The organism is Amycolatopsis sp. cmx-8-4 (assembly GCF_046548675.1).
In the GTDB taxonomy this organism is placed as follows: Bacteria; Actinomycetota; Actinomycetes; order Mycobacteriales; family Pseudonocardiaceae; genus Amycolatopsis.
This window is the reverse complement of record NZ_JAEBDZ010000018.1, coordinates 24,888-46,951: the sequence shown is the minus strand read 5'-3', so window position 1 is coordinate 46,951 and position 22,064 is coordinate 24,888. Positions and strand designations below refer to the sequence as shown.

Annotated in this window: 18 protein-coding genes; 3 read left to right on the top strand and 15 right to left on the bottom strand. The window is 71.6% G+C overall.

The annotated features are described in order from the left end of the window. Positions 1-379: 379 nt before the first annotated feature. The 12 genes from ACLJQZ_RS32040 to ACLJQZ_RS31985 all read right to left on the bottom strand — a co-directional run bounded on the left by ACLJQZ_RS32040 (position 380) and on the right by ACLJQZ_RS31985 (position 16,592). Positions 380-562, bottom strand: coding sequence for a DUF6222 family protein (locus tag ACLJQZ_RS32040; protein WP_410623576.1), 183 nt, complete (start codon positions 560-562; stop codon positions 380-382). A gap of 52 nt (positions 563-614) precedes the next feature. Next, entirely contained in the window at positions 615-1,181 is a 567-nt protein-coding gene (locus ACLJQZ_RS32035) for a flavin reductase family protein (RefSeq protein WP_410623575.1), read from the bottom strand. Continuing rightward, positions 1,182-1,634: an acyl-CoA thioesterase gene (locus tag ACLJQZ_RS32030; RefSeq protein ID WP_247055506.1), complete on the bottom strand. Its 453-nt coding sequence runs from the start codon at positions 1,632-1,634 to the stop codon at positions 1,182-1,184. After that, entirely contained in the window at positions 1,631-7,456 is a 5,826-nt protein-coding gene (locus ACLJQZ_RS32025; RefSeq protein WP_410623574.1) for an SDR family NAD(P)-dependent oxidoreductase, read from the bottom strand. The genes ACLJQZ_RS32030 and ACLJQZ_RS32025 overlap by 4 nt, the downstream gene beginning before the upstream one ends. A gap of 152 nt (positions 7,457-7,608) precedes the next feature. Beyond that, positions 7,609-8,403 carry a TIGR03084 family metal-binding protein gene (locus tag ACLJQZ_RS32020; RefSeq protein ID WP_410623573.1) on the bottom strand — a complete coding sequence of 265 codons (795 nt, stop codon included), beginning with the start codon at positions 8,401-8,403 and terminating at the stop codon, positions 7,609-7,611. Positions 8,404-8,428: 25 nt separating this feature from the next. Continuing rightward, positions 8,429-10,081: a GMC family oxidoreductase N-terminal domain-containing protein gene (locus ACLJQZ_RS32015; RefSeq protein ID WP_410623572.1), complete on the bottom strand. Its 1,653-nt coding sequence runs from the start codon at positions 10,079-10,081 to the stop codon at positions 8,429-8,431. After that, on the bottom strand, positions 10,078-10,635 hold the full coding sequence (locus tag ACLJQZ_RS32010; RefSeq protein ID WP_247055514.1) for a DUF5987 family protein: 558 nt from the start codon (positions 10,633-10,635) through the stop codon (positions 10,078-10,080). Before ACLJQZ_RS32010 ends, ACLJQZ_RS32015 begins: the two co-directional genes overlap by 4 nt. 38 nt (positions 10,636-10,673) lie before the next feature. Continuing rightward, positions 10,674-11,672, bottom strand: coding sequence for an enediyne biosynthesis protein (locus ACLJQZ_RS32005; RefSeq protein ID WP_410623571.1), 999 nt, complete (start codon positions 11,670-11,672; stop codon positions 10,674-10,676). A gap of 4 nt (positions 11,673-11,676) precedes the next feature. Beyond that, a complete protein-coding gene (locus ACLJQZ_RS32000; protein ID WP_410623570.1) occupies positions 11,677-13,650 on the bottom strand; it encodes a CRTAC1 family protein in 1,974 nt (657 codons plus the stop codon). Then, positions 13,647-14,657, bottom strand: coding sequence for a DUF1702 family protein (locus ACLJQZ_RS31995; protein WP_410623569.1), 1,011 nt, complete (start codon positions 14,655-14,657; stop codon positions 13,647-13,649). The genes ACLJQZ_RS32000 and ACLJQZ_RS31995 overlap by 4 nt, the downstream gene beginning before the upstream one ends. Positions 14,658-14,739: 82 nt before the next feature. Further along, the gene (locus ACLJQZ_RS31990) at positions 14,740-15,735 is read right to left on the bottom strand and encodes a DUF1702 family protein (protein WP_410623568.1); all 996 of its coding nucleotides are present in this window, start codon (positions 15,733-15,735) and stop codon (positions 14,740-14,742) included. Between the two features lie 29 nt (positions 15,736-15,764). Beyond that, on the bottom strand, positions 15,765-16,592 hold the full coding sequence (locus ACLJQZ_RS31985) for a helix-turn-helix transcriptional regulator (RefSeq protein ID WP_410623567.1): 828 nt from the start codon (positions 16,590-16,592) through the stop codon (positions 15,765-15,767). A 564-nt stretch (positions 16,593-17,156) separates the two neighbouring features. On the opposite strand from ACLJQZ_RS31985, the gene ACLJQZ_RS31980 reads away from it, so the two are divergent. Together ACLJQZ_RS31980 and ACLJQZ_RS31975 are read left to right on the top strand one after the other, a co-directional pair. Then, the gene (locus ACLJQZ_RS31980; protein WP_410623566.1) at positions 17,157-17,957 is read left to right on the top strand and encodes an AfsR/SARP family transcriptional regulator; all 801 of its coding nucleotides are present in this window, start codon (positions 17,157-17,159) and stop codon (positions 17,955-17,957) included. Between the two features lie 64 nt (positions 17,958-18,021). After that, positions 18,022-18,720: a winged helix-turn-helix transcriptional regulator gene (locus ACLJQZ_RS31975; protein WP_410623565.1), complete on the top strand. Its 699-nt coding sequence runs from the start codon at positions 18,022-18,024 to the stop codon at positions 18,718-18,720. Between the two features lie 13 nt (positions 18,721-18,733). Here the strand turns inward: ACLJQZ_RS31975 and ACLJQZ_RS31970 are convergent, their stop codons facing one another. Together ACLJQZ_RS31970 and ACLJQZ_RS31965 are read right to left on the bottom strand one after the other, a co-directional pair. After that, complete coding sequence (locus tag ACLJQZ_RS31970; RefSeq protein WP_410623564.1) at positions 18,734-19,972, bottom strand: RNA polymerase sigma factor; 1,239 nt, start codon at positions 19,970-19,972, stop codon at positions 18,734-18,736. Next, positions 19,969-20,352, bottom strand: a complete 384-nt coding sequence (locus tag ACLJQZ_RS31965) for a YciI family protein (RefSeq protein ID WP_410623563.1) — start codon at positions 20,350-20,352, stop codon at positions 19,969-19,971. Before ACLJQZ_RS31965 ends, ACLJQZ_RS31970 begins: the two co-directional genes overlap by 4 nt. Before the next feature lie 166 nt (positions 20,353-20,518). On the opposite strand from ACLJQZ_RS31965, the gene ACLJQZ_RS31960 reads away from it, so the two are divergent. Further along, positions 20,519-21,190, top strand: a complete 672-nt coding sequence (locus ACLJQZ_RS31960) for a maleylpyruvate isomerase family mycothiol-dependent enzyme (RefSeq protein WP_410623562.1) — start codon at positions 20,519-20,521, stop codon at positions 21,188-21,190. A 39-nt stretch (positions 21,191-21,229) separates the two neighbouring features. Here the strand turns inward: ACLJQZ_RS31960 and ACLJQZ_RS31955 are convergent, their stop codons facing one another. After that, on the bottom strand, positions 21,230-21,850 hold the full coding sequence (locus ACLJQZ_RS31955) for an L-threonylcarbamoyladenylate synthase (protein WP_410623561.1): 621 nt from the start codon (positions 21,848-21,850) through the stop codon (positions 21,230-21,232). Positions 21,851-22,064 lie beyond the last annotated feature (214 nt).

Here is a 22,064-nt window from a genome sequence, read left to right as displayed (position 1 = left end):
CGCTATTTCCGCTCGGTCGCGGTGACGCGCACGGGGGTCTCGTCCGGCTTGGTGCGGCCCGAGACGGGGCGTCGGCGCCAGCGCGGCCGGGCCGGGTGCGCACTGCGAGCACCCGTCACTTTCATAGGGAAAGATGCGTCCGGAGGCCCCCTGGACGCATCTTTCCCTATGAAAGTGACGCGAATCTGTGCAAGTGCGAACGGCATGGCCGGGCCTGCGGTACACGCTGACCCGGGTAGCCCCACGCCGGAAACCCGGGCGGCTACGGCGGGAGATCCCGCCCTGGCCGTCCGGGTTGTCGCCGGACACCACGAAACCCGGCGCCCGCCGATGGCCGGGCCCGGGTTCGTGGTGCGGCTGCCGCCGCGGTGGGAACCGCTTACGCGGCCTCCCCCCGCTGCTGCTCCTCGAGGTCACGCTTCATCTCGGCGACGACGTCCGACCAGACGATGCCCCGGCCGAGCCGCGGCATCGGCCGCACGGTGAGGTCGATCGGCGCTTCCACCGGCTCGACGGACCGCGCCGCGGCAGCGTCCGTGCGACCCGTGTTGTTGGCAGTCATGACTTTCCCTCTCCTTCGTTCGGCCCCGGTACCGCTGCGGGCCGGTGTCCGGTCACGCGGCCCGGCCTTCCACGTCGTGGTAGCCGCCGCTGTAAAAGATGAGCGCGTCCTCGCCGGCGCCTCGGCCGGTGGCGACCACGCGGCCGAGGAAGACCGAATGGTCACCGCCCTCGACGACCTGGGCGAGCTCGCACTCCAGCCAGGCCAGGGCGCCGGTGAACAGCGGCGCCCCGGTCTTCCCGCCCGGCGTCCAGCTGACCGCGTCGAACTGGGCCAGCCCGTCGGGCCGCTTCCAGTCGGCGAAGTACTTCGACACGGCCTGCTGGTCCGAAGCCAGGATGTTCACCGCGAACGAGCCCGCGGCGACGATCGAGCTGTGCATCCGGGCCGCCTTGGCGACGCAGCACAGCACGAGCGGCGGATCCAGCGACACCGACGAGAAGGCGTTCGCCGTCATCCCGTGCGGGTCCGCACCGCCGGCCGTGAGCACCGTGACGCCCGTCGCGAACTGCGCCATCACCTGGCGCAGTGCCGGTTGCGGGCTGAGCCCGCGGCGGGACGGCGACGTCGGCACCCGCAGCGGTGTCCGCTCGGTGGGGCCTGCTCCTGGGTGGCCCATTTAGACTCCCTTGCCGTTACGCGCCGTAGCCGTCGTGTAGGGCGCCAACGCCTCCAGCAGCGCCTCGGGCACCCGGACCGGCACGGTCGCCGAGTTCGGGCCCCGCATGCAGGCGATCCGCTGCCGTCCGCGCGCCACCAACCGCTCGCCGTCCGGGTGCAGGTGGACGTAGTCGAAGGTGAACTGCAGCTGCGTCTGCGTCAGCTCCTCGAGGCGCATCCGGATGGACAGCTCGTCGAAGCCGGTGATCTCGGCGAAGAACTCGCACTCCACCTTGAGCGTGTAGAGCTTGAGGTCCCCGCGGATGTCCGCCAGCACCGCCGGAGCCCGCTCGACGAGGAACATCTCGCGGCACCGGCCCTGCCACCGGACGTAGTTGACGTAGTAGACGTTGCCCACCATGTTGGTCTCTTCGAAGCCGACCGTGTGGCGGAGCTCGTAGTAGCCGGTCATTCTCGGTTCCCCTCTGCGTGGAGGACGGCGAAGACCACCGGGGCCGGCCGGTCGTCGACCGTCGTCGACCAGGTCGCGATCAGGGCGTCGCCGCAGGCGAGCAGCGCCCACCCGTCGGCCTCGACCCGGCGGACCGTGAGGGCCTGGGTCATCCCGCCGGTCTTGCGCACGCACTCCAGCGCGCTCCAGACCCGGGTGTTGGCCACCGTGACCGGTTCGCCGGTGTCCGCGGCCAGCAGCCGGCCGACGGCGACGAGCTCTTCGCCCAGCAGTCCGGTCCAGTCCTCGTCGGTCCGCTCGATCGCACTCTCGATGTCACACGTGAGCTGCCCGGAGCCGGTGACCGCCAGCGTCAGCTGCGCGGTGTGCGACGCGGTCACCTCGAACCCGTCGATCTCCGGCTTGCCGTCGGGTCGGTAGCGCACCTCGACCGGCCGGTCGAGGCTGCGGCTCGCCGCCAGCGCGGTCTGGACGCGCCGCTCGGCGATGCCTTCGCACACGCGGTCCGCGGGGTCCGGCTCCAGCACGACCGCCCGCTGGCCGCCGAGCAGCCGCTCGCACGCCCGCTCGAGGTAGGCCCCGAGCATCGACGGAACCCACGGTCCCGCTCCGTCGCGCTTGCGCACCGCGCGGAGCATCAGCCCTTCCCAGCGTTCGACCAGCGTGCCGTCCGGGTTGCGGACGTCCAGGTCGTAGACGTAGCTGTCCCCGTCCTGGGACCGTTCGCGCGCGTCGAGCAGGACGTACTCGTCGTGCTGCTCGCCCGGTGCGGCCAGGTAGAGCTTCTCGATGCTCTGCGGCAGCAGCGTCGCGTCCGGGATGCAGCACTGGATCGCGTGCATCATCGCGTCCCGGGTGCCCGGGTCGGCCAGCAGCTTGTCCTGCGGCAGGAACGGCGCGAACCACGCCACGTTCGCCGACGTCGAGATCTCGGCGACGGCGTGCCGCGCGCTGGCCCGCCGGTACCCGAGCACGCGCTGGAAGCGCTTGCCCTGGAACAGGACCGAGCCGTACAGCTCGCGGATCGGGTCGACCGGGACCGCGGGCAGCGCGACGTCCCGCAGGGTGGTCTCACCGAGCGACTCCGGACGGGCGAAGTTGAGCCGCCCCCGGAAGTGATCGGCGCTGAAGCCCGTTTCGTCGCTGCGGATCACGACGTCGACGGTGTCGGCGTCCCGGGCGAGCGCGGCCAGCCGGATGGTGGTCGACTTGCCCGGCGAGACGATGATCGGGCGCAGGAACTCGACGTCCTCGAGCACCGGCGTACCGGTGCGCCCGACGGTGGCCGACGCGACCTGGGTCATCGCCTCCATGCCGAGCACGGCCGGGAAGAGCAGCTGGCCGTCGAGCAGGTGGTCGGTCAGGTACGGGTCGCTGCCCGCGGACAGCTCGGCCTCGGTGATCAGCTCGACCCCGGGGTAGTGCACGACCGTCCGGTCGATGAACCGGGTCAGCGGCAGCTCGCGCCGCTGGATCGGCAGGGTCGGCAGCCCGTTCATGCGGCCGCAGATGACGAGCACCGGCGGCGTGGCCGGGTCCGAAAGCAGCCGGCGCAGGATGGTGATGCCCTCGTCGAGCGGGATCGGCGTGATGCCGTCGCGCATCAGGGCGCTGACCACGCCGAGCTTCTCGCCCATGCCGGTGCCGGACCAGACCGACCACTCGAGCGCGATGGCCCGCGCCCGGGGGTGTTCCCGGCCGAAGCGCAGGGTCGCCTCGGTCATCCAGTCGTTGGCCGTGGAGTAGTGCGCCTCACCGCGGAGACCGGCGCGGCCGATGATGCTGCCGAAGGTCACCAGCAGCTTGATGCGGTCCTGGTCGACCGCGTCGAGCACGGCGTTGAGACCGTCGACCTTCGGCGCGATGGTCTTGCGGAAGGCGTCCTCGGTCAGGCTGAACAACGCGGCCGGCTCGTTGCGGCCCGCGCCGTGCATGACGGCGGTGACCGGGCCCAGCTCGGCCTCCACGCGGGCGACGACGCCGGCGATCTGCGCGGCGTCGGTGACGTCGGCCCGCTCGTAGACGTAACGGATGCCCGCCGCCTCCATGCGGTCGAGGTTCTCCAGCAGCTCGGGGTCCGTTTCCGGGTCGCTGCGCCCGAGGAGCGCGAGCTTCGCGCCGGAGTCCTTCGCCAGTGCCAGCGCGCTCTCCGCCGTGATGCCCTTGCCGCCCCCGGTCACCAGCATGACGTCGGTGTGGTCGAGGGTCTCCGGGATGGGCCCGGCCGGCGCGGCAGGCAAGCCGACCAGCCGCGGGACCGTGCGGCCGCCGTCGGCGCCGTAGCGGGCCTCGACGAAGTCCGTCGTCGCGGCCACTTCGGCGACCACCGTCGTCACCGCCCGGTCGATCGCCGCCGGCTCCGCCGGGGTCGGGTCGGCCAGGTCGACGATCGTGGTCTTCGCCGACGGGTCCTCCAGCCGCAGCGTCTTCGCCAGGCCGGAAGCGCCGTAGCCGTGGTGCACCACGACGAACCGCGTGCCGTTGGGGGCGGCCATGAGCGCCCGGCCGGCTTCGAGGAACAGCCCGACGTGCCCGGCGTCGCAGTCGGTGGGCAGGCAGAGCAGCACGCCCTCACCCGCACCGCTGCGGGCGAGTGCCGTCCGCAGCGGCTCGGCGAGCGGGTTGCCCGGGGTGGCGAAGACCTGCCACTGCGCGGACACGGTGCCCGAGGGCAGGTTCGCGGCCGGCAGGCCCGCGGGCAGGTACTCGACCGCGAACGGCCGCACCCACGGGCCGATGCCCGGTGCCTCGCCCTTGCCGGCGGCGTCGGCCGGCTTCGCCGTCTGCGCCAGCTCGTCGATCATCTCGGCGAGGTCGCCGAGGCAGACGGTCGCGAAGTTCGGCATGCCCTCGAGCGCCGGCCGGCCCAGAGCCCGCGTGACGTCGTTGACCAGCTGCCCCACCGTGATCGACGACAGGTGCAGGTCGTCGAGCGGGTGGGTGTCCGCGGTGACCGTCTCCAGCGGCAGCTCGACGCGCTCGGCGGCGAGCTTGCGCAGCAGGTCGAGCGTGGTGCTCTCGGTGTCGGCGGTTTCCGCCTCGGCGGGCCGGGCCCCGGCGGCCGCCTGCTCCGCGGCGAGCTCGGCGTCGATCGCCGGTGCCGCCTCGCAGGGGCTGGCCAGGAACCGGAAGACCCCGTCGGCCGGCAGTTCCCGGACCACACGGCCGGCGAACAGCCGCTCCGGGGTGACCGGGGCGCCCAGCGCGAACGCCGCGCCCAGCACCCGCAGGGCGGCGCCGAGGGAGGCGCTGTCGGTGTCGAAGGCCAGCACCGGCGTCTGCGGCGCGATCTCCTCGAAGAGCCCGGTGAGCACCCGGCCGGGACCGACCTCGATCACCAGGTCGCTGCGCTCGGCGACCTTCACCGCGGCTTCGCGGAACCGGACCGGCTGCACGATCTGCTCGCGCAGCAGCTCCGGCAGGTTCTCCGCCGCGTGCAGGACGTCGCCGCTCACCGTGGAGACGACCGGCCGCTGGAGCCGCTCGAAGGTGAACTCGCCGAGCCGCTCGATCATCGCGGTGGCGGCGGGTTCGACCGCCGGGGAGTGGAACGCGTGCGACACCTTGATCCGGGTCGCGCCGACGCCCTCGGCCTTGGCCTTGGCGACCACCCGGTCGACGGCCGCGATCGGTCCCGAGATCACCGTCTGATGCGGGCCGTTGTAGCCGGCGATGACGACGTCGGCACCCAGCCCGAGCTCCTCGGTCCGGGACGGCGACGCGGCGATGCCCGCCATCGCGCCGGTGCCGGGGCCGACCTCGGTCGCCATCACCCGGCCGCGGATCTTGGCGAGCTCGGCCACCTCGCGCTCGCCGACCGCGCCGGCCCAGTGCAGGGCGGTCAGCTCGCCGAGGCTGTGCCCGGTCGCGGAGCTCGCTTCGACGCCGAAGGCGCGCAGCACCCGCAGCCCGGCGAGGGAGCCGGTGACGATCCGCGGCTGCGCCACCTCGGTGGAGGCCGGGTCGGCGGCGACCGGCAGGGCCACCGCGTCGTAGAGCTCACGGGCGACGTCGAACCGGCGGCGCACCGCGCTGTCCCCGCCACGGCCGGAACCCTGGCCGGGGAACAGGAACCCGATCCGCGGCGCGGTCGGGCGCGAGCTCGCGAAGATGCCGTCGGTGCTCTCGAACACCGAGTCACCGGCTTCGAGCAGTTCGAGCAGCCGGGTCAGCTTGCGCTCGGCCTGCTCGGGGTTCGCGGCGACGACCGCGGCCCGGACCGGCTTGCCCGACAGCTCGCCGGCGAGACCGCCGGCCAGGTCGGTCAGCTCGGCGAAGGACAGCTTCGGCACCACTTCGAGCAGGGCGGCGAGCCGCCCGCGCAGGGTGGCGACGTCGTCGGCGTCGAACAGCAGCAGCTCGGCGTCCTGCCGGCCGGCGACCAGGGTGCGGGAACGCTCGTCGAGCTCGTCGCGGCGGGGGGCGTGCGGCCCCTCGGCCACGGTGACGTGCGAGTTGATCCCGCCGAACCCCATCGCGGACACGCCGGCGCGCACCGGGCGGTCGGCCGGCCACAGCTCGGCCTCGCTCGGCACGTACATCCGCGCCGCGTCGCCGGTCAGCGACTCGTGCGGGTCGAAGTGCCCGGTGCCCGGCGGGATGACCTGGTGGTAGACGGCCAGGGTGGCCTTGATCAGCCCGGCCACGCCGGCCGCGGCCTTCGTGTGCCCGATGTTGCCCTTGATCGTGGACAGCGCCGCCGGCTTGGCCAGCGGGTCGGCGTCCCGGCGGGCGGTGGACAGCGCCTCGATCTCGGTGGCGTCGCCCAGCGCGGTGCCGGTGCCGTGGCCTTCGAAGTAGGACACGGTTTCGACGCCGTAGCCGGCCCGGTTGTAGGCGCGCGTCAGCGCGAGCCGGTGCCCGGCGGCCTCCGGCCGCGTGATGCCGCCCTTGCCGTCGGAGGACACGCCCCACCCGGTGACCGAGGCGTAGATCCGCTTGCCCTGCTCGATCGCGTCGCTTTCGCGCATCAGCACGAGCATGCCCGAGCCTTCGCCGGGCCAGAAGCCGTTGGAGTCGGCGTCGTAGACCTTCATGTCGCGCTTGGCCAGCGCGCCGGTCTTCGCGAAGCCGATCACCTCGAACGGGTCGATCGACAGGTCGACGCCGCCGGCGACGGCGACGTCCAGGTCGCCCTGCGCCAGCGCGTTCGCCGCGCTCACCACGGAAAGCAGTGAGGAGGAGCAGGCGCCGTCGACGGTGTACCCGCCGCCGCCGAAGTCGAAGTGGTTGCAGACCCGCCCGGCGATGGTGTTCGCCAGGCCGCCGGCGAGGGTGTCCTCGTTGATCTCCGGGAACGGCGCCTTGTACTGGATTTCCAGCTGGCGCAGGAAATCACCGGTCTCCTCGTCGCCCCAGCCCCGCCCGGCCAGCGCCGCGGCGACCGTGCGCCGGACGTAGGGCCAGCGCAAGCGCATCACGTTGGCGCGGGAGAACTCACCGGTGAGGCTGTTGCCGATGACCACGCCGGTGGCGGGCTTCGACGTGCCTTCGCCTTCGGGGAACCCGGCGTCCGCCAGCGCTTGCGCAGCGACGTCGAGAGCGAGCCAGTGGGTCGTGTCGGTGGCCCGGAACGTGCTCCCGGCGACCTTGTGGGCCACCCGGTCGAACTCGTAGTCCCGCAGCACCGCGGCCTTCTGTGCGTAAAACCGGTCCGGTGCCTTGGGGTCTGGCGAATAGTAGTCTGCCCGATTCATCCGTTCGTCGGGCAGCCTGCGGAACGCCCGGCGACCGGCCAGTACGTTCTCCCAGAGCTCCTCCGGTGAACCCGCGTCCGGGTACCGGAGACCGATACCCACGATCGAAATCCGCTCACCGCTCATGCCACCGCACTCCCACTGGCTACTCGTGCCCCGATTACCGGCCCGGTTCAGCATGACCCGGTGTTCCGGTCGTGTCTTCTTTCTGCATGCCCGCGGTCACCGGGACAGCACCCGGCGACACGCATCCTCGAATTCACCTGAACCGGTACCGCTCAGCGGTCGAACTGGCCCGGCGCCCGGCCTTCGCCGGCCGGTCCGCGGTACGCCTGCGCGATGTCGAGCCAGCCGTCGGCCAGCGCTCCCTCGGCGCGCACGTCGAGGTCGTCGCGGTGCCGGCGGCGGGTGACCAGCAGGCAGAAGTCTTCGGCCGAGCCGGTGATCCGCTCCGGCGAGTCCTCCGGCCCGAACGTCCACACCGCGCCCGAGGGCCCGGTGATCTCGAACCGGAACTCGGTCTCCGGCGGCGTCAGGTTCCGGGCCTGGTAACCGAAGTCCCAGACGCGGACGGCGAACCCGACCAGGTGCCGCAGCCGGTCGGTGCGCACCGGCGCCACGCCGAGCGCGTCGGCGATGTCCTGCCCGTGCCCGAACAGCTCCATCATCCCGGCGCACGCGAGGACGTACGGCGGCAGCGGGTTCACCAGCCACGGCACGAGCTGGTCGCCCGGCACCGCGGCGAGTGCCTTGATCGCGGTGTCCCGCTCGCCGCGCCACTTGGCCAGCAGCACTTCGCCCGGGTCGGTTTCGAACTCCTTCAGCGCGGCCTCGACCGCCGCGTCGAGGCCGCCGGTGAGCGACTTCGTCATGGCGACGAACGCTTCCGGCTGCGCCGAGGCGAAGCCGGCGATGCGCAGGATGAAGGTGAGGTGGGCGATCTGCTCCCGGACCCGCCAGCCCGGCGCGGGCGACGGGGTCTCCCACCCGGTCTCGGTGAGGCCGGCCACGAGCGCGTCGACCTCGGCGGCCTCGGCGGTCAGGTCGGCGAGCACAGCCGTCGTGTCAGTCACGTTGTTCCGTCCTCTCGTTCGGGGTTCAGCTGCCGGCCACGAGGTCCAGTTTGGACACCGCACGCCGGCCGGTGATGGAGCCGTCGGGAGCGGGCGCGCCGTACTTGACGTCGACGCCGCGCTCGTTCAGGGCGCGGACGATGCCGGGCACGGACCGCTCGGCGAGGGCGGCGATCGTCATGGCGGGGTTCACCGTCAGCGCGCCGGGAACCGAAGCGCTGTCGGTGACGAAGATGCCCGCGTGATCGCGCAGCTCGTGGTTCGGGTGCAGCGCGGACGTCGCCGCGTCGTCACCGATGCGGCAGGACGACAGGGGGTGCACGGTGTAGGCGCCCACGACGTCGTTGGTCCACGGCGCGACCTTCGCCAGGCCGTCCTTCTCGATGATGGCCTTGCAGTCGGCGTCGGCCAGGGCCCAGCCGCGCAGGGTGTTCGGCGTCGGGTCGTAGCGCAACGGCCCGCGGCCGAGCATCTGCTGCGAGATCCGGTACGCGTTCCCGGTCGGCGGCGGGGTGCCGAAGACGCCTTCGTTGTCGTCCTCGGTCATCAGGAAGATGGTCAGCCAGCTCGACCACTGCTTGAGGATTTCCTTCTTCTCCGCACCGAACCAGCGCGGCTCCTCGCCACCGGGCGCCTGCGCGAGGATCGTGCCGAGCCCGGGCGGGAAGTACAGCTGCTCCAGCGAGTACCGCTCGTACTCGGGCAGCGAGCCGTCGAGCTTGTCCCAGTTCGCCACGGTCGGGCCCTTGCCGATGTGGTTCGCGGCGTAGGCGGCACCGTCCTCACGGGACAGTCCGAGCACCTCGCGCACGCGGTCCTCGTCGATGATGGCGGTGTTGAGCCGCTCCCCGTTGCCGGAGAAGTACCGGCCGACCCCGTGCGGCATCCGGCCCAGCGACGCCTCGGACCGCTGCAGGATCACCGGCGTCGCCCCCGCACCGGCGGCGATGATGACGACCTTCGCCTCGATCACGCCGGAACCGTTGTGGATGCGGTAGTCCTCTTCGTCGATCAGGTCGTAGTGGACGCGGTAGCCGCCGTCTTCGGTCCGCTCCAGCCGCTCCACCTCGTGCAGCGGCCGGATCTGCGCGCCGTGCGCCAGCGCGGCGGGCAGGTAGTTCGTCAGCATCGAGCGCTTCGCGTCGAACCGGCAGCCCGCCATCTGGAAGTTGCAGTTGGTGCAGCGGCCGGTGTCCACCGCCACCGGGGCCGGGTTCGCCGTACGGCCCGAGTGGTTGCAGGCCGCGGCCCACAGCCCACCCGCGTAGCTGACGTCGTTCCAGTCCTGGCGCGACACCGGGATCGACTCGTCGACCCGGTCGTACCACGGCTCGAGCGAGTCGCGGCTGATCTCCGCCGGCCACATGCGGCGGCCGATGCTGCCCTGGCGGTCGAAGACGAACTTCGGCGCCCGCGGCATCGCGGCGAAGTACACCACGCTCCCGCCGCCGACGCAGTTGCCGCCGAGCACGCTCATCCCGTCGCCGGCGACGAAGTCGAACACCCGGGTGTAGCTCGACCCGAGCATGTAGTCGTGCTCGAAATCGTCCGCGGCCAGCCACGGCCCGCGCTCGAGCACCACGACCTTGGCTCCGCCCGCGGCGAGGTGGTAGGCCGGGATCGACCCCCCGAAGCCGCTGCCGACGATGACGACGTCGGTCTTCTCGATCGCGCTCATGCGGGACTCCCCGAAGGTGTGGTGTCGGGATGCGGCTCGGCCAGCTTGCGGCCGTAGGAGAACTTCGGGAACCGCCACAGGCCGTCGGCGTCCGGCAGCCGGTAGCCCAGCGCGAGCAGGCCGGGGTGCCCGGCCGCCAGCGCCTCGGCGGTGTGCCGGTGCGGGGCGGTGTCGTAGGCCATGTTGCAGAACAGGGCCAGGCTGACCCAGCCCTCCTTCTCCGGGTGACCCGGCTTCGTCAGCCGGGTCACCAGGGCGCGCCGGTGCTCGTACGGCAGCGCGACGAACGGCGGCAGGTCGGAGTCGAGCTCCAGCTCGACCTCACCCGCGTAGGTCTTCGCGTGGTCGTTGAGCGACTGCGCGAGGTACGGCAGGCCGGCGGTGATGCCGGTGGCGTCGTAGTTCAGCAGCTCCAGCGCGCCCGCCTCGACCGCGCCGGCCCCCGGGGACACCCCGGCCACCGCGTGGTCGTCCGGGGAGCGCTTCTCCCCCGGCACGATCGTGTCGGCGTACGCTTCCAGGGTCAGCACCTGGACTTCTTCTTCGCTGGCCACCGGCCTGCCTCCTCACTGTCCGAAGCGGAGTGTTGGGATCACGCCGCGAGCGGCTTCTCGTCACCGGCCGGGACGGGCGGTGCCGCGGTGAGCTTCGCCTTCTGCTCGGCCTGCTCGGCCTCGAACTTGATCCGCGACTTGTTCGAGAAGTGCAGGCCCCACAGGAAGAGCCCGCGGATCAGGCACACCGACGCGGTGGCGAAGAACAACCCGTAGGCGATGTGCGAGGCGGTGAAGAAGCCGTACATCATCGCGACGCCGGCGCCGAAGGCGAACTGTGAAGCCGGCTTCGACGGCGTGGTGCCCGGGTCGGTCACCATGTAGTTCGTGTAGAGCACAAAAGCGATCCCGGTGCCCATCGCCAGCGCGCCCGGGATGGCCGTGCCGAAGAGCACCCCGCGCAGGACGGCCTGGATGACGAAGAACGACAGCCAGCCCCCGATCAGCCACATCCGGCCGGTCAGCAGCGAGTTGAGCACCGTGCCCGAGATCAGGATGACCGCCACGATCAGCCAGCCGATCCAGGTGTCGACCTTCTCCGAGAAGTGGTACGGCGGCGTCATGTTGACCCACGGGAACACCAGCAGCATCACGGTGATGCCGAAGTTCGACGGGTTCATGTAGTGCCGCATCCGGCCGAACACCGGCGCCTGCAGCACCCACTTGGTGCCGACCGCGACGATGACACCGAAGATCATCGCCCAGATGTGGTCGTTGACGTAGGTCAGCATGTTCAGCGCCAGCGCGGTGATGTGCGCCGGGAACAGGAACTCCACCAGGCCCTTGAAGCCGCCGCCGCGGTAGCGGACGGGCCGGTTCGTCACCCGGGCGTTGATGGTCTCCAGCACGATCTCCGTGGTGTAGGAGACCGCCAGGGCGACGAGCGGGTAGAGCCACGGCTGCTCGAACCCGAGCACGGTGTAGCCGAGGATGTTGAAGATCGAGATCGAGATGGCGAAGCGGCGCAGGGCCGTGATGACCTTGTTGGTCCGCTTCGGCGGTGCAGTGTCCACTTTGGTCGTTATGGGCGTCGCCATGACGTCACATCTCTTCCTTCGCCTGGGTACCGAGCTGGTACATGTGGCAGCCCGGTGCGAGCTTCAGGTCCTGTGTGCGCAGCTGCCCGGTGCGGTCCCGCCACTGCAGGTGCACCGCGAGCGGACCGGTGACGTCAGCGCCGAGCCCGATCTGGACGTCGAAGCTGCGGCGGCCGGAGTGCCCGCTGCTGCCGTCGACGCGGCCCACGTACTTCTTGCCGTCCGCCGTGGTCACGGTGGCCTCGGCGCCGATCGCCGGCGAACCGGCCGACGGCAGGGGCCCGGGCGCCACGGGGGCGTCGGTGGTCAGCTTCAGCTGCAGGAACTTGCCGGTCTTCGGGCTGTCGTTGTGGTAGTAGATCGGCTGCTCCCACTGCCGCGCGACGGCGAAGTCGGGCAGGCCGTCGCCGTCCGCGTCGCCGACGCCGATGCCGCGGGTGGGCACCGGGACGGCCAGGCCCAGCTTCGGCGCGAGGTCGACGTAGGTGCCGTCCGCGCGCTTCACGAAGAAGTGCAGCGTCTGATCGCCGGCGAGGTCGTCACCGGGACGGGCGTTCGGCCACCAGAACGGGTTCGACGTCACGCCGTCGTTGGCCACCGCCAGCTCCTGCAGCTGCGGCCAGCGGTTGACCTGGCCCTTGATGAAGCCGGTGGCCTGGGCGATCTGGACGTCACCGCTGTTGTTGAAGTCCTCGATCTTCGGGTCCCAGCCCCAGCCGGACCACGCCGTGCGCGTCTCGCCGCTCTCGTCGTGGAACGGGGCCACGCCCTGCTGCAGCTGGCTGCGCAGGTCCGTGAGGTCCTTGGCGGTGTTCACGAACTGGTAGTTCGACTCTTCGACACCCCACGAGGTGGTGATGTTGCTGACGAAGATGTCGTACAGCCCGTCGTGGTTGAAGTCGCCGAAGTCGACGCCCATGCCCTTGAACGAGTCGTTCCCGAGCACCTTCGACTTCGGGTCGGTGAACCCGCGGACACCGGTGACCTCGCCGAACTCGATGCTGCCCGGCTTGGACTTGTTGTAGAGCAGGTGGTCGTGCCCGAAGTCGTTGGCGATGTAGAGCTCCGGCAGGCCGTCGGCGTCGATGTCGGTGGCGCTCGCGCCCAGCGACCAGCCGGAGCGGGCGTTCGCCGGGATGGCCGTCGAAGAGTCCACGAAGGACACCGACGGGTTCGTCCCCGCGGTGGCCCCGGTCCAGCGGTAGATGAACTTGCCGCCGCCGTTGTTCGCGTGCGACATCGACTGGTTCATCGTGATGCCGCCGTCGGCGTTCGGGTCCAGGACCTTGCTGTCCGGGAAGTAGTTGCCGATGAAGACGTCCACGTGCCCGTCGCCGTCGAAGTCGCCGATGGTGGCCGCGTTGGTGTTCCACAGCGGGCCGTTGTACTTCCCGTCGGGACCGCGCAGGTTGCCCGGCACCAGCTCGGTCGGCTGGAACGCCGCGGGGGAAAGCTTGGTGGCGCCGGCCTTCTGCAGGAACACGACCGGCGTGCGCCCCCAGTAGTAGGCCATGACGTCCATCCGGCCGTCTTCGTTGAAGTCGCCGGGAACGCAGCCCATCGGGGCCATGTAGTCCCACGTCGGCAGCGGCGCCGGGTCGAGCGCGAACGGCGCGTAGCGGTCCTGGCCCTGCCCCGGCACCGGCGTGACCACGACCTGGTCACTGCGCGGGTCGACCAGGCAGATGTCGTTGGCCAGGCCGTCACCGTCGAGGTCGTTCATCGCGATGCCGGCGCCGGTCGAGGACATCCAGGCCGAAATGTGCTCGTACTGCTTGTTCAGCGTCCGGACGTTCTGCGACTTCGCCGCCGCCGGCAGCGCGATCGTCATCGGTGTGAAGTGGAATTGGGCTGCGAGCTGGTCCTGCTCGGCGGCCGAGACGCTCGGCAGGCGCGCGACGAAGAACATCGTCAGCACCAGCGCGATCGCCACGATGCCCGCCAGCTGCCGGCGCAGCCAGCGCGAGGTCGCGGTCATTTGTTCACTCCTCCGTGAGTCAGCACTTCATCGGCGATCCGCTGCCGCCAGGTCTCGAACGCCGGGAGCTCGCCGTCGACGACAGTCGCCGGCCACACCTCCCGGGTGATCGCCGCGGCGCGCTCGGCGGGCAGGCCGCAGATCGCCCGGGTGGCGACCTCGGTCTCCGGGAGCAGCAGACCCGCGGTCACCCGCGCGTCGGCCGCGAACGCACTCCCCTGGGCGAGCTGCCCGCGGTGCTTGCCCGCACGGCGGGCCAGCTCGGTCAGCTCGTCTTCGTTGACGCCGCACGCGTAGGTCGACGCGAGGCCGACCCCGGCGTAGAGGTCACCGTGGCGAGCCGGGTCGAACCCGGCGATGGTCTTCGTCACCAGGTCGACGTCCGTGCCGCAGATGAACCACAGGGCCCGGCCGATGCCCTGGTCGATGGCCCGCAGCGCGTAACCGCTGTACTCCTTGGCCGGCCAGGGAAAGCCCGGCTCCTGGTACTGCTGCCGGACGTACTTCTCGGTCTTGAAGTACGCCTGGTGGAAGCCGTAACCGTCGAGCACCAGCCACCGCAGCAGCGGGTCGAACCGGTCGGCCTTCGGCCAGGCGAAGCGCGGCAGCCGCGCCATCGCCCAGCCCGCGCCGACCAGGATGATGTAGTGCTGCCGCGCTCCGCCCGGACCGGCGATGAAGTCGTCGACGTGCCGCCGGCCGCCGAAAGGCAGCCCGTCGAGCATCGCGTAACCCATTCCCGCGCCCTCGTAGGCGAATCCGCGGAACTGCACCGGAATGCGTTCCAGCCATTCCTCGCACTGCGCGGGGTTGCGGGACTCGACGGCGTGCGCGTAGCCGAGCAGGAATTTCTTCCCCACCGTTTCCAGCAGCTCCTGAGCCTGCGGGCTCTTCTTGTGGAAACCACGCTTGTCCAGCGAGGTCTCCGAGTCGTCCGGTGTCAGGATCCGGCGCCTCAATGCGCGCCAACCGTCGCCCAACGCATTCCCCTTTCGGGCTACGAACATCTTCCGATACTTAAATCAACTGTCACAGATTTCGCTCGGTTCGGTCTACTCCACCCTTGCCGCCGGATTGGCGGGGGCGGATTCAGCTCGCCGCTCGTTGCGCGTCCGGCCGGAATTCCGCCCGGATCGCGGCCCGCCAGAGCTCGTACCGCGGGAGCGGCCCGTCCTCGTCGCCGACCGCCTCCGTCCGGTCGGAGATGGCCTGCAGCTGCCCGACCGGGAGATCGGTGAGCACGCCGGCGGCGAGGTGGGTGTGCGCGGGCACGTACCCGGCGTACGTGCGGGCCTTCACCGCGAACACGACACCGAGCGCGAGCTGGTCGTAGTGCTCCCCCGCGGCCTGGCGCAGCCGGGTCAGCCCGGCCTGGTCGCTGCCGCCGGCGAACGTCGCGGCCAGCCCGACCCCGCTCCACAGGTCCGCCCGGCGGGCCTCGGCGAACCGCCCGACCGCGTCGGCCACGGCGCCGGGGTTCCCGCCGTTGATGAACCACAGCGCGCGGCCGACCCCCTGGTCGAACGCCCGGCCGAAGTACTCCGGACGGCCCGCCCACGGGTAGGGCACCGGGTCCGCCTGCTCGCCCACCCACTTTTCGGTGTCGAAGTAGGCGCGGTCGAAGCCGTAGCCGTCGACGGCGAGCCAGCTCATCACCGGGTGGTAGGCCACCCCGGTCAGCTCGGGCAGGATGTTCTTCCACAGTGGCCGCGGCAGCCGCGCCATGGCGAAGCCGATCCCGATGTAGGTCAGGAAGATGTGCGGGCGCCCCGGCCCCTCCAGCAGCGCGCGGGTGCGGTCGCGGCCGCCGCCCGGCATCGCGTCGAGGATCGTGTAGCCCATCGTCGCGCCTTCGTAGGCGAAGCCGCGCTGTTCGGGCTCGACCAGCGCCAGCCGGCGCTCGATCTCCCACAGCGGCGCACCTTCGATGGCCCATTCGAACCCGCACACGACCGCCTGCGGCACCGCCTCCAGCCGGGCCGTCGCGTCGGTGTGGGTGACCGGGAAGCCGCGTTCGGCGAACCCGACCGAAGCCAGTGAAGGAGCCAGGAACCGCTTCCGAAGGACTCCGATTACGGTGGACATGACGTGGTTGTCCTCTTCTCTTCGGCGGATCAGGCGACGGCGCGCAGGTGCGGGTGCTGGGCGGCGCGCATGCGCTGGGTGAACGGCGACTGCTTCGACGCCAGGGTGATCGCGATCGGCGCGTCGGTCGCGGCCGGCGCGCGCAGCCCCACCCGGCCGGTGGACAGGCCCTCCGCCGTCACGGTCACGGCCGCGTAGCCGATCGAGAAGCGCGGTCCGCCCAGGCCCGGCTGGTGCTTCGCGACGGCGATCGCCGTCCACCGCCCGGCGGGCACGCCGTGGATGGTCAGGTCGCCCGTGCTCATGCCGGCCGAGCCGCCGAAGGCGACCGGACCGCACTGGGGCACCGGGTCGGCGAAGAGCCCGATGAGGGTGTCCGCGGGCGCGGAGTCGCGGGGCATGTCCAGCCGTATCGACAGCACGCCCGTGCCCGACTGCAGCGAAGCGCAGCTGCGCCCGGCCGCGCGCAGCGTCTGCAGTGGCGGAAGCCGTTGCAGCGTCGGCGAAATCGCCACGAGCAGCTCGGCCACCTGCGGCTCGCGGTACTGCGTCGGCGTCAGCCCGACCGCCCGCGAGAACCGGCTGGTGAACGTGCCGACGCTGCTGTAGCCGACGCTGCACACGATGTCGGAGACGTTCAGCGACGTCGTCAGCAGCAGCCGCTTCGCCTCGAACAGGCGCACGGCGGTCAGGAACCGGCCCGGCGTCACCCCGGTGGCGTGGGCGAACATCCGGGAGAAGTGGAACCGGCTGACGAACACCTCGGAGGCCAGGTCCCCGAGCGTGATGGGCTCGTAGTAGCGCTCCTGGATCATGGAAATCGCCTGCAGCACCGCGGGCCGGACCGACTTCTCCACGCGCTCGATGGCCGGTGCCCGGGGCTCATCGTCGAATTCGCTCTCGTATCCGACAGCAGCTATAGACCGCAACATCATGCGTCCAACCTCGAATTCCCCTGATGGCAGTTCTCCTGATGCCCAGGGAAGACGCCGCTGCTTGCAGTTCGATTGACGGGCGGTCGAGGCCTACCAGGCGAAACGCACTCGGCCGGACGGCGTCCGGGGCGGCCACGGGGAATCCACATCGACCGGACTGTGTGGAACGCACGGCGCCGGGGTGCGGAACGCCCGCACGCGTGGAGTGGGCGGTCCCGGCGCGCCCGTGCCTGGTCTGTTCCGGCGACCACCCCGGACGCGGACGACCAGGGTGGGCCGAATGGCGGACCGTGCGAAACGCATACGGCGAACCTGCGTGACGCACGTGAGCACCCGACAAACGCACCTCGACTCTGGTGGGTGCCTCACTGGCCGCCGGTCCGGCTCTCTGTCACATTCAGGGAGAAGCTCGGTGTCGGCCGTCCCGCGACACGAGCCGCACCACTGGGGAGTGCGGGGGCGCACAGAATACGCTGGAGGCCAGTCATGTACTCCGAATCGCCGCCACCGCCGGACGACACCGGGGTGACGTTCACCGTCCTGGGGCCGCTGGAAGTGCTGCGTGGCGGGGTCGACTACGCGCCGACCACGCCCAAGGTGCTCCAGCTGCTCGCCGTGCTCGTGCTGCGCCCGGGCAGGATGGTACACATCGACACCCTGATCCGGGAGCTCTGGTCGGACAACCCGCCGCGAACGGTGCGGACGACCTTGCACACCTACATCTACCACCTCCGCCGGTGCATCGACCAGAACAGGCTGGCCGCCGACGGCGAGAAGATGCTGGCCACCAAGCAGTCCGGCTACACCTTCTACATCGACCCGGCCCGGGTGGACACCCACCGGTTCATCCGGCTGCAGCAGCTCGGCCACGAGCACCAGGACGCCGGCCGGCACGCCGCGGCGGCCGACGCCTACCGGGCGGCGCTCGACCTCTGGTCCGGGCCGCCGCTGGCGAACGTCCACTGTGGACCGGTGCTGTCGGCTTACCGCACGGAACTGCTGGAACAGCGGCGCAGCGTGCTGCACCTGCGGATCGAAGCGGAGATCATCAGCGGCAAGCACCGCGAGCTGATCGGCGAGCTGCGGTCGCTGGCCACCGGCAGCCCGCTGGACGAAGCACTGCACGGCCAGCTGATGCGCGTGCTCGGCCGCAGCGGCCGCCGCTCCGACGCGATGACCGTCTACCGCCGGCTGCGGTCGCGGCTGGCCGGCGAGCTGGGCGTCGAACCGTGTGACGACCTTCAGGTGCTGCACCGCGAGCTGATCTCCGAAGGGGATCACCGCTGACCCACCGCTTTCCCGGCTCCGGCCGTGTCCTTCGCATCGCCCGAGAACGAAGTGAGGAAGTCCGATGTCTGCTCCGCACACTCGTACCTATGGACAGTTCTGCGGCATCGCCCGCGCGCTCGAGCTCGTCGGTGAACGCTGGTCGCTGCTGATCGTCCGCGACCTCGTGCTCGGAGCGAAGCGCTACGACGAGCTGCAGGCCGGCCTGCCGAAGATCCCGTCGTCGATCCTTTCCGCCCGGCTCAACGACCTCGAGGCCGCGGGCGTGCTCCGCCGCCGTGTCCGCGCCGAGCTCGACGCCGGCCTGGTCTACGAGCTGACCCAGTACGGCAGCGAGCTCGACCACATCCTGCTCGACCTCGGGCTCTGGGGTGCCCGCTCGATGGACGCCCCGAAGGCCGACGAGGTCTTCACCCTGGACGCGGCGATCCTGTCGCTCTACACCACGTTCCGCTCCGACGCCGCGGAGAACGTGCAGATCAACTTCGAGATCCGCTACAACGACCAGATGACCGTGCACGCGCTGGTCGAAGACGGCGCGGTCAAGGTCGGCGAAGGCGGCTTCCCCGGCGCCGATCTGGTCGTCGAGGCGGCGGCCGGCACCGCGCTGCTGGACCTGATGAGCGGCCGGGTGACCGCCGCCGACGTGGTCCGCTCCGGCAAGCTCGGCATCGAGGGCGACGTCGCGGATCTCGAGCTGTTCGCGCGGCTGTTCCACGTCCCCGCGGCGCCGGAGCCGGCGACCGGCCTCGTCGTCCGCTGACCCGGCGGCCGGGTCAGGACCGGGGCTCCGGCCGGCCGGCCCGGTCCGCCCGGGCCCGCAGGTACCGGCGTTCCGGTCCGCTTTCGGTCCGTTCCGCGGCCCGGAGGTAGTGCTCGCGCGCGGCGGACGGGCGGCCGGCACGTTCGAGCAGGTGCGCCCGCACGGCGTCGGCCCGGGCCCCGAGGTCGAGCGTGCCGTCGAGCTCGTCCAGCACGGCCAGGCCGGCGTCGGGCCCCAGCACCTGGGCGAGGGCGACCGCGAGGTTCACGGTCACCACCGGGCTCGGCATCAGCTCGCCCAGCACGCCGTAGAGCTCGACGATCTGCGGCCAGTCGGTCTCCTCGGTGCTGGGCGCTTCGTCGTGCAGCGCCGCGATCGCCGCCTGCACCTGGTACGGCCCGACCGGTCCGCGCCCGAGCGCGGACCGGACCAGCCCGGCGCCCTCGGCGATCATCGCCGCGTCCCACCGGCCGCGGTCCTGCTCGGGCAGCGGCACGAGCTCGCCGTCCGGGCCGGTGCGCACCGCCCGCCGCGCGTGGGTCAGCAGCATCAGCGCCAGCAGGCCCGTCACCTCGCCCTCGTCCGGGCGCAGGGCGTGCACGGCGCGGGTCAGCCGGATCGCCTCCGCGGTCAGCTCGACGCGCAGCAGGTCCTCCCCCGACGTCGCCGTGTAGCCCTCGTTGAAGATCAGGTAGAGCACCTGGAGGACGACGCGCAGCCGCTCCGGGAAGTCGTCCGCCGAAGGGGCGCTGAACGTCGAGCCCGCGGCGGCGATGCGCTCCTTCGCCCGGGTGATGCGCCGCGTCATGGTCGCCTCCGGCACCAGGAACGCCTTCGCGATCTGCGCCGTGGTGAGCCCGCCGACCGCCCGCAGCGTGAGCGCGACCTGCGAAGGCTGCGACACCGCGGCGTGGCAGCACAGGAACAGCAGGGTCAGCGTGTCGTCGGAGTCCGGTGGCTGCTCCTCGCCGGGCCCGGGCACCGAGGCCGCCGGTTCGCGCAGAGCGGCCGACTCCTCGCGCCGGCGCCGCGCGCTCTCGCTGCGCCACTGGTCGGTGAGCCGCCGGGACGCGACGGTGACCAGCCAGCCGCGCGGGTTGTCCGGGACGCCTTCGGCCGGCCACTGCTCGCTCGCCGCGAGCAGGGCCTCCTGGACGGCGTCCTCGCACGCGTCGAACCGGCCGTAGCGGCGCACCAGCGCCCCCAGCACCGAGGGCACCAGCGGGCGCAGGACCTCGGCGACGGCGGTCACGCCATGGGGACTTCGGCTTCGGCGTCGGCGAAGAAGACGACCTCGCGCACCTCGACGCCGAGGCCGTCGACGGCGGCGTCCGGGATCATCGCCGCGAGCTCGACCGCGCGTTCCCTGCTCGCGCACTCCACGAGGTAGTACCCGGCCAGGAACTCCTTCGTCTCCAGGAACGGGCCGTCGGTGACCGCCGGCAGGCCCGAGCGCCCGCGCACGACGGTGGTCTCACCGGCCGGGCCGAGCGCCTGCGTGCTGATCATCTCGCCGGATTCCCGGATCTTGCGGATGAACTCCCCGTGCCCGGTCGCGATCGCGTTCATGTCCTGTTCGGACAGCTTCGCCATCACGTCGGGGTTCAGGTACATCGCCAGCAGGTACTTCACGTCCCGGCTCCCTTCGGCCACCCGCACCTGGTCCGCCGCCCGACCCTAGCCGAGGCGCCCGGAGCCCGTGATGCCACGCCGCAAGCGGGAAGTGGAGTCACCGCGGTCGCGCCTGCCAGCCTGAACGGGGGTAGTCGCGGTTTCCCGGCACCAGGAGGTGGCACCGATGGCCGACGTGTTCACGGAACTGCGGGCCGAGACCGAGGCGCTGGCCGAGCTGGCCGAGCGCCACGGGCGCGGCCCCGGTCCGGGACCCGACATCACCGGGTACTTCGCCCGGCTGACGTCGACCGCGCGGCTGGTCCGGCTCAGCGTCGAGAACCCGGGCGTGTTCGGCGTGACCCCGCAGATCTCCTACGACTCGCTCGACGAGGCGATCCTGACGTGGCTGCTCGAGCAGCGGAAGGCCACCGCCCTGCTCGCCGCCGCCCCGACGGAGCAGCAGCTGCCGTGGAGCGACGGCCCGTTGCGCCCGTCCGTGCTCGCCGCGGCCGTGCTGACCGAGGTGTTCGCCGCCGGCCAGGACATCGCCGACGCGTTCGGGGTCCGGCCCCGGCGGGACGACTCCATCGGCCACGTCGCCTACTACGGCGTCCGCACCAGGGACCGCGCCTACCTGCGCCGGCAGGCGACGCCGCCCGCCGAGCAGTTCCGGTTCGAGCTGCGGGCCCCGTCCGGCGCGCGGTGGGACTTCGGGCCGGAGGACGCCACCGACCGCGTCGCCGGGCCGGCCGAGGACTTCTGCCTCCTGGTGACCGGCCGCCGCTTCGCCGAGGACCTCGCGCTGACCTTCACCGGCGGCCGCACCGCCGAGTGGCTGGAACTGCTGGAAGGCTGAGCCTCACCCGACGCCTCACCCGACGCCTCACCCGAAGCCTCACTCGAACAGCGCCGGGTCGCCCGCGCCGACCCGCAGGATTTCCGGCTCCCCGGAGGAGAAGTCGACCACGGTGGTCGGCTCGACCCCGCAGTCGCCGGAGTCGAGCACCGCTTCCAGCTGGTGGTCCAGCTCTTCCTTGATCTCCCAGCCCTGCGTCATCGGCTCGCCCGAGCCGGGCAGCAGCAGCGTGCTCGAGAGCAGCGGCTCGCCGAGCTCGGCCAGCAGCGCCTGGGTGACGCGGTGGTTCGGGATGCGCACACCGACCGTCTTCTTCTTCTCGTGCATCAGCCGCCGCGGCACCTCCTTGGTGGCGGGCAGGATGAACGTGTAGCTGCCCGGGGTGGCCGCCTTGATCGCGCGGAACACCGCGTTGTCCACGTGGACGTACTGGCCCAGCTGCGCGAAGTCCTGGCACACCAGGGTGAAGTGGTGCCGGTGGTCCAGCTTGCGGATGGTGCGGATGCGGTCGAGCCCGGCGCGGTTGCCCGGCCGGCACCCGAGCGCGAAGCAGGAGTCGGTCGGGTAGGCGATCAGCCCGTCGTGCCGGAGGATCTCGACGACCTGGCCGAGCGCCCGGCGCTGCGGGTTCTCCGGGTGCAGGTCGAAATAGCGTGCCATGACCGCAGAGCCTAGGGGCCACGCGGAACCCCGGCACGACGGCCGGCGAAGCCCGTCACCCGACCGAGCCCGGCGAGGACGCGACCGGCCGGCACACCGCCCGTCCCGTCGTCGTGGTGGCCGTTCCGGGCGGTGAGCTGGCCGCTCCCGGGGGTGGGTGACGAGCGCTCGAACCTGCTTCGCCGGACCGGCACGACGGCGGAGCGCGTCTCCC

Excerpts from the sequence above, each read along its gene's own strand:
- ACLJQZ_RS32040 (WP_410623576.1), bottom strand. The coding sequence starts at position 562 with ATGACTGCCAACAACACGGGTCGCACGGACGCTGCCGCGGCGCGGTCC.
- ACLJQZ_RS32035 (WP_410623575.1), bottom strand. The coding sequence starts at position 1,181 with ATGGGCCACCCAGGAGCAGGCCCCACCGAGCGGACACCGCTGCGGGTG.
- ACLJQZ_RS32030 (WP_247055506.1), bottom strand. The coding sequence starts at position 1,634 with ATGACCGGCTACTACGAGCTCCGCCACACGGTCGGCTTCGAAGAGACC.
- ACLJQZ_RS32025 (WP_410623574.1), bottom strand. The coding sequence starts at position 7,456 with ATGAGCGGTGAGCGGATTTCGATCGTGGGTATCGGTCTCCGGTACCCG.
- ACLJQZ_RS32015 (WP_410623572.1), bottom strand. The coding sequence starts at position 10,081 with ATGAGCGCGATCGAGAAGACCGACGTCGTCATCGTCGGCAGCGGCTTC.
- ACLJQZ_RS32005 (WP_410623571.1), bottom strand. The coding sequence starts at position 11,672 with ATGGCGACGCCCATAACGACCAAAGTGGACACTGCACCGCCGAAGCGG.
- ACLJQZ_RS32000 (WP_410623570.1), bottom strand. The coding sequence starts at position 13,650 with ATGACCGCGACCTCGCGCTGGCTGCGCCGGCAGCTGGCGGGCATCGTG.
- ACLJQZ_RS31995 (WP_410623569.1), bottom strand. The coding sequence starts at position 14,657 with ATGTTCGTAGCCCGAAAGGGGAATGCGTTGGGCGACGGTTGGCGCGCA.
- ACLJQZ_RS31990 (WP_410623568.1), bottom strand. The coding sequence starts at position 15,735 with ATGTCCACCGTAATCGGAGTCCTTCGGAAGCGGTTCCTGGCTCCTTCA.
- ACLJQZ_RS31980 (WP_410623566.1), top strand. The coding sequence starts at position 17,157 with ATGTACTCCGAATCGCCGCCACCGCCGGACGACACCGGGGTGACGTTC.
- ACLJQZ_RS31975 (WP_410623565.1), top strand. The coding sequence starts at position 18,022 with ATGTCTGCTCCGCACACTCGTACCTATGGACAGTTCTGCGGCATCGCC.
- ACLJQZ_RS31960 (WP_410623562.1), top strand. The coding sequence starts at position 20,519 with ATGGCCGACGTGTTCACGGAACTGCGGGCCGAGACCGAGGCGCTGGCC.
- ACLJQZ_RS31955 (WP_410623561.1), bottom strand. The coding sequence starts at position 21,850 with ATGGCACGCTATTTCGACCTGCACCCGGAGAACCCGCAGCGCCGGGCG.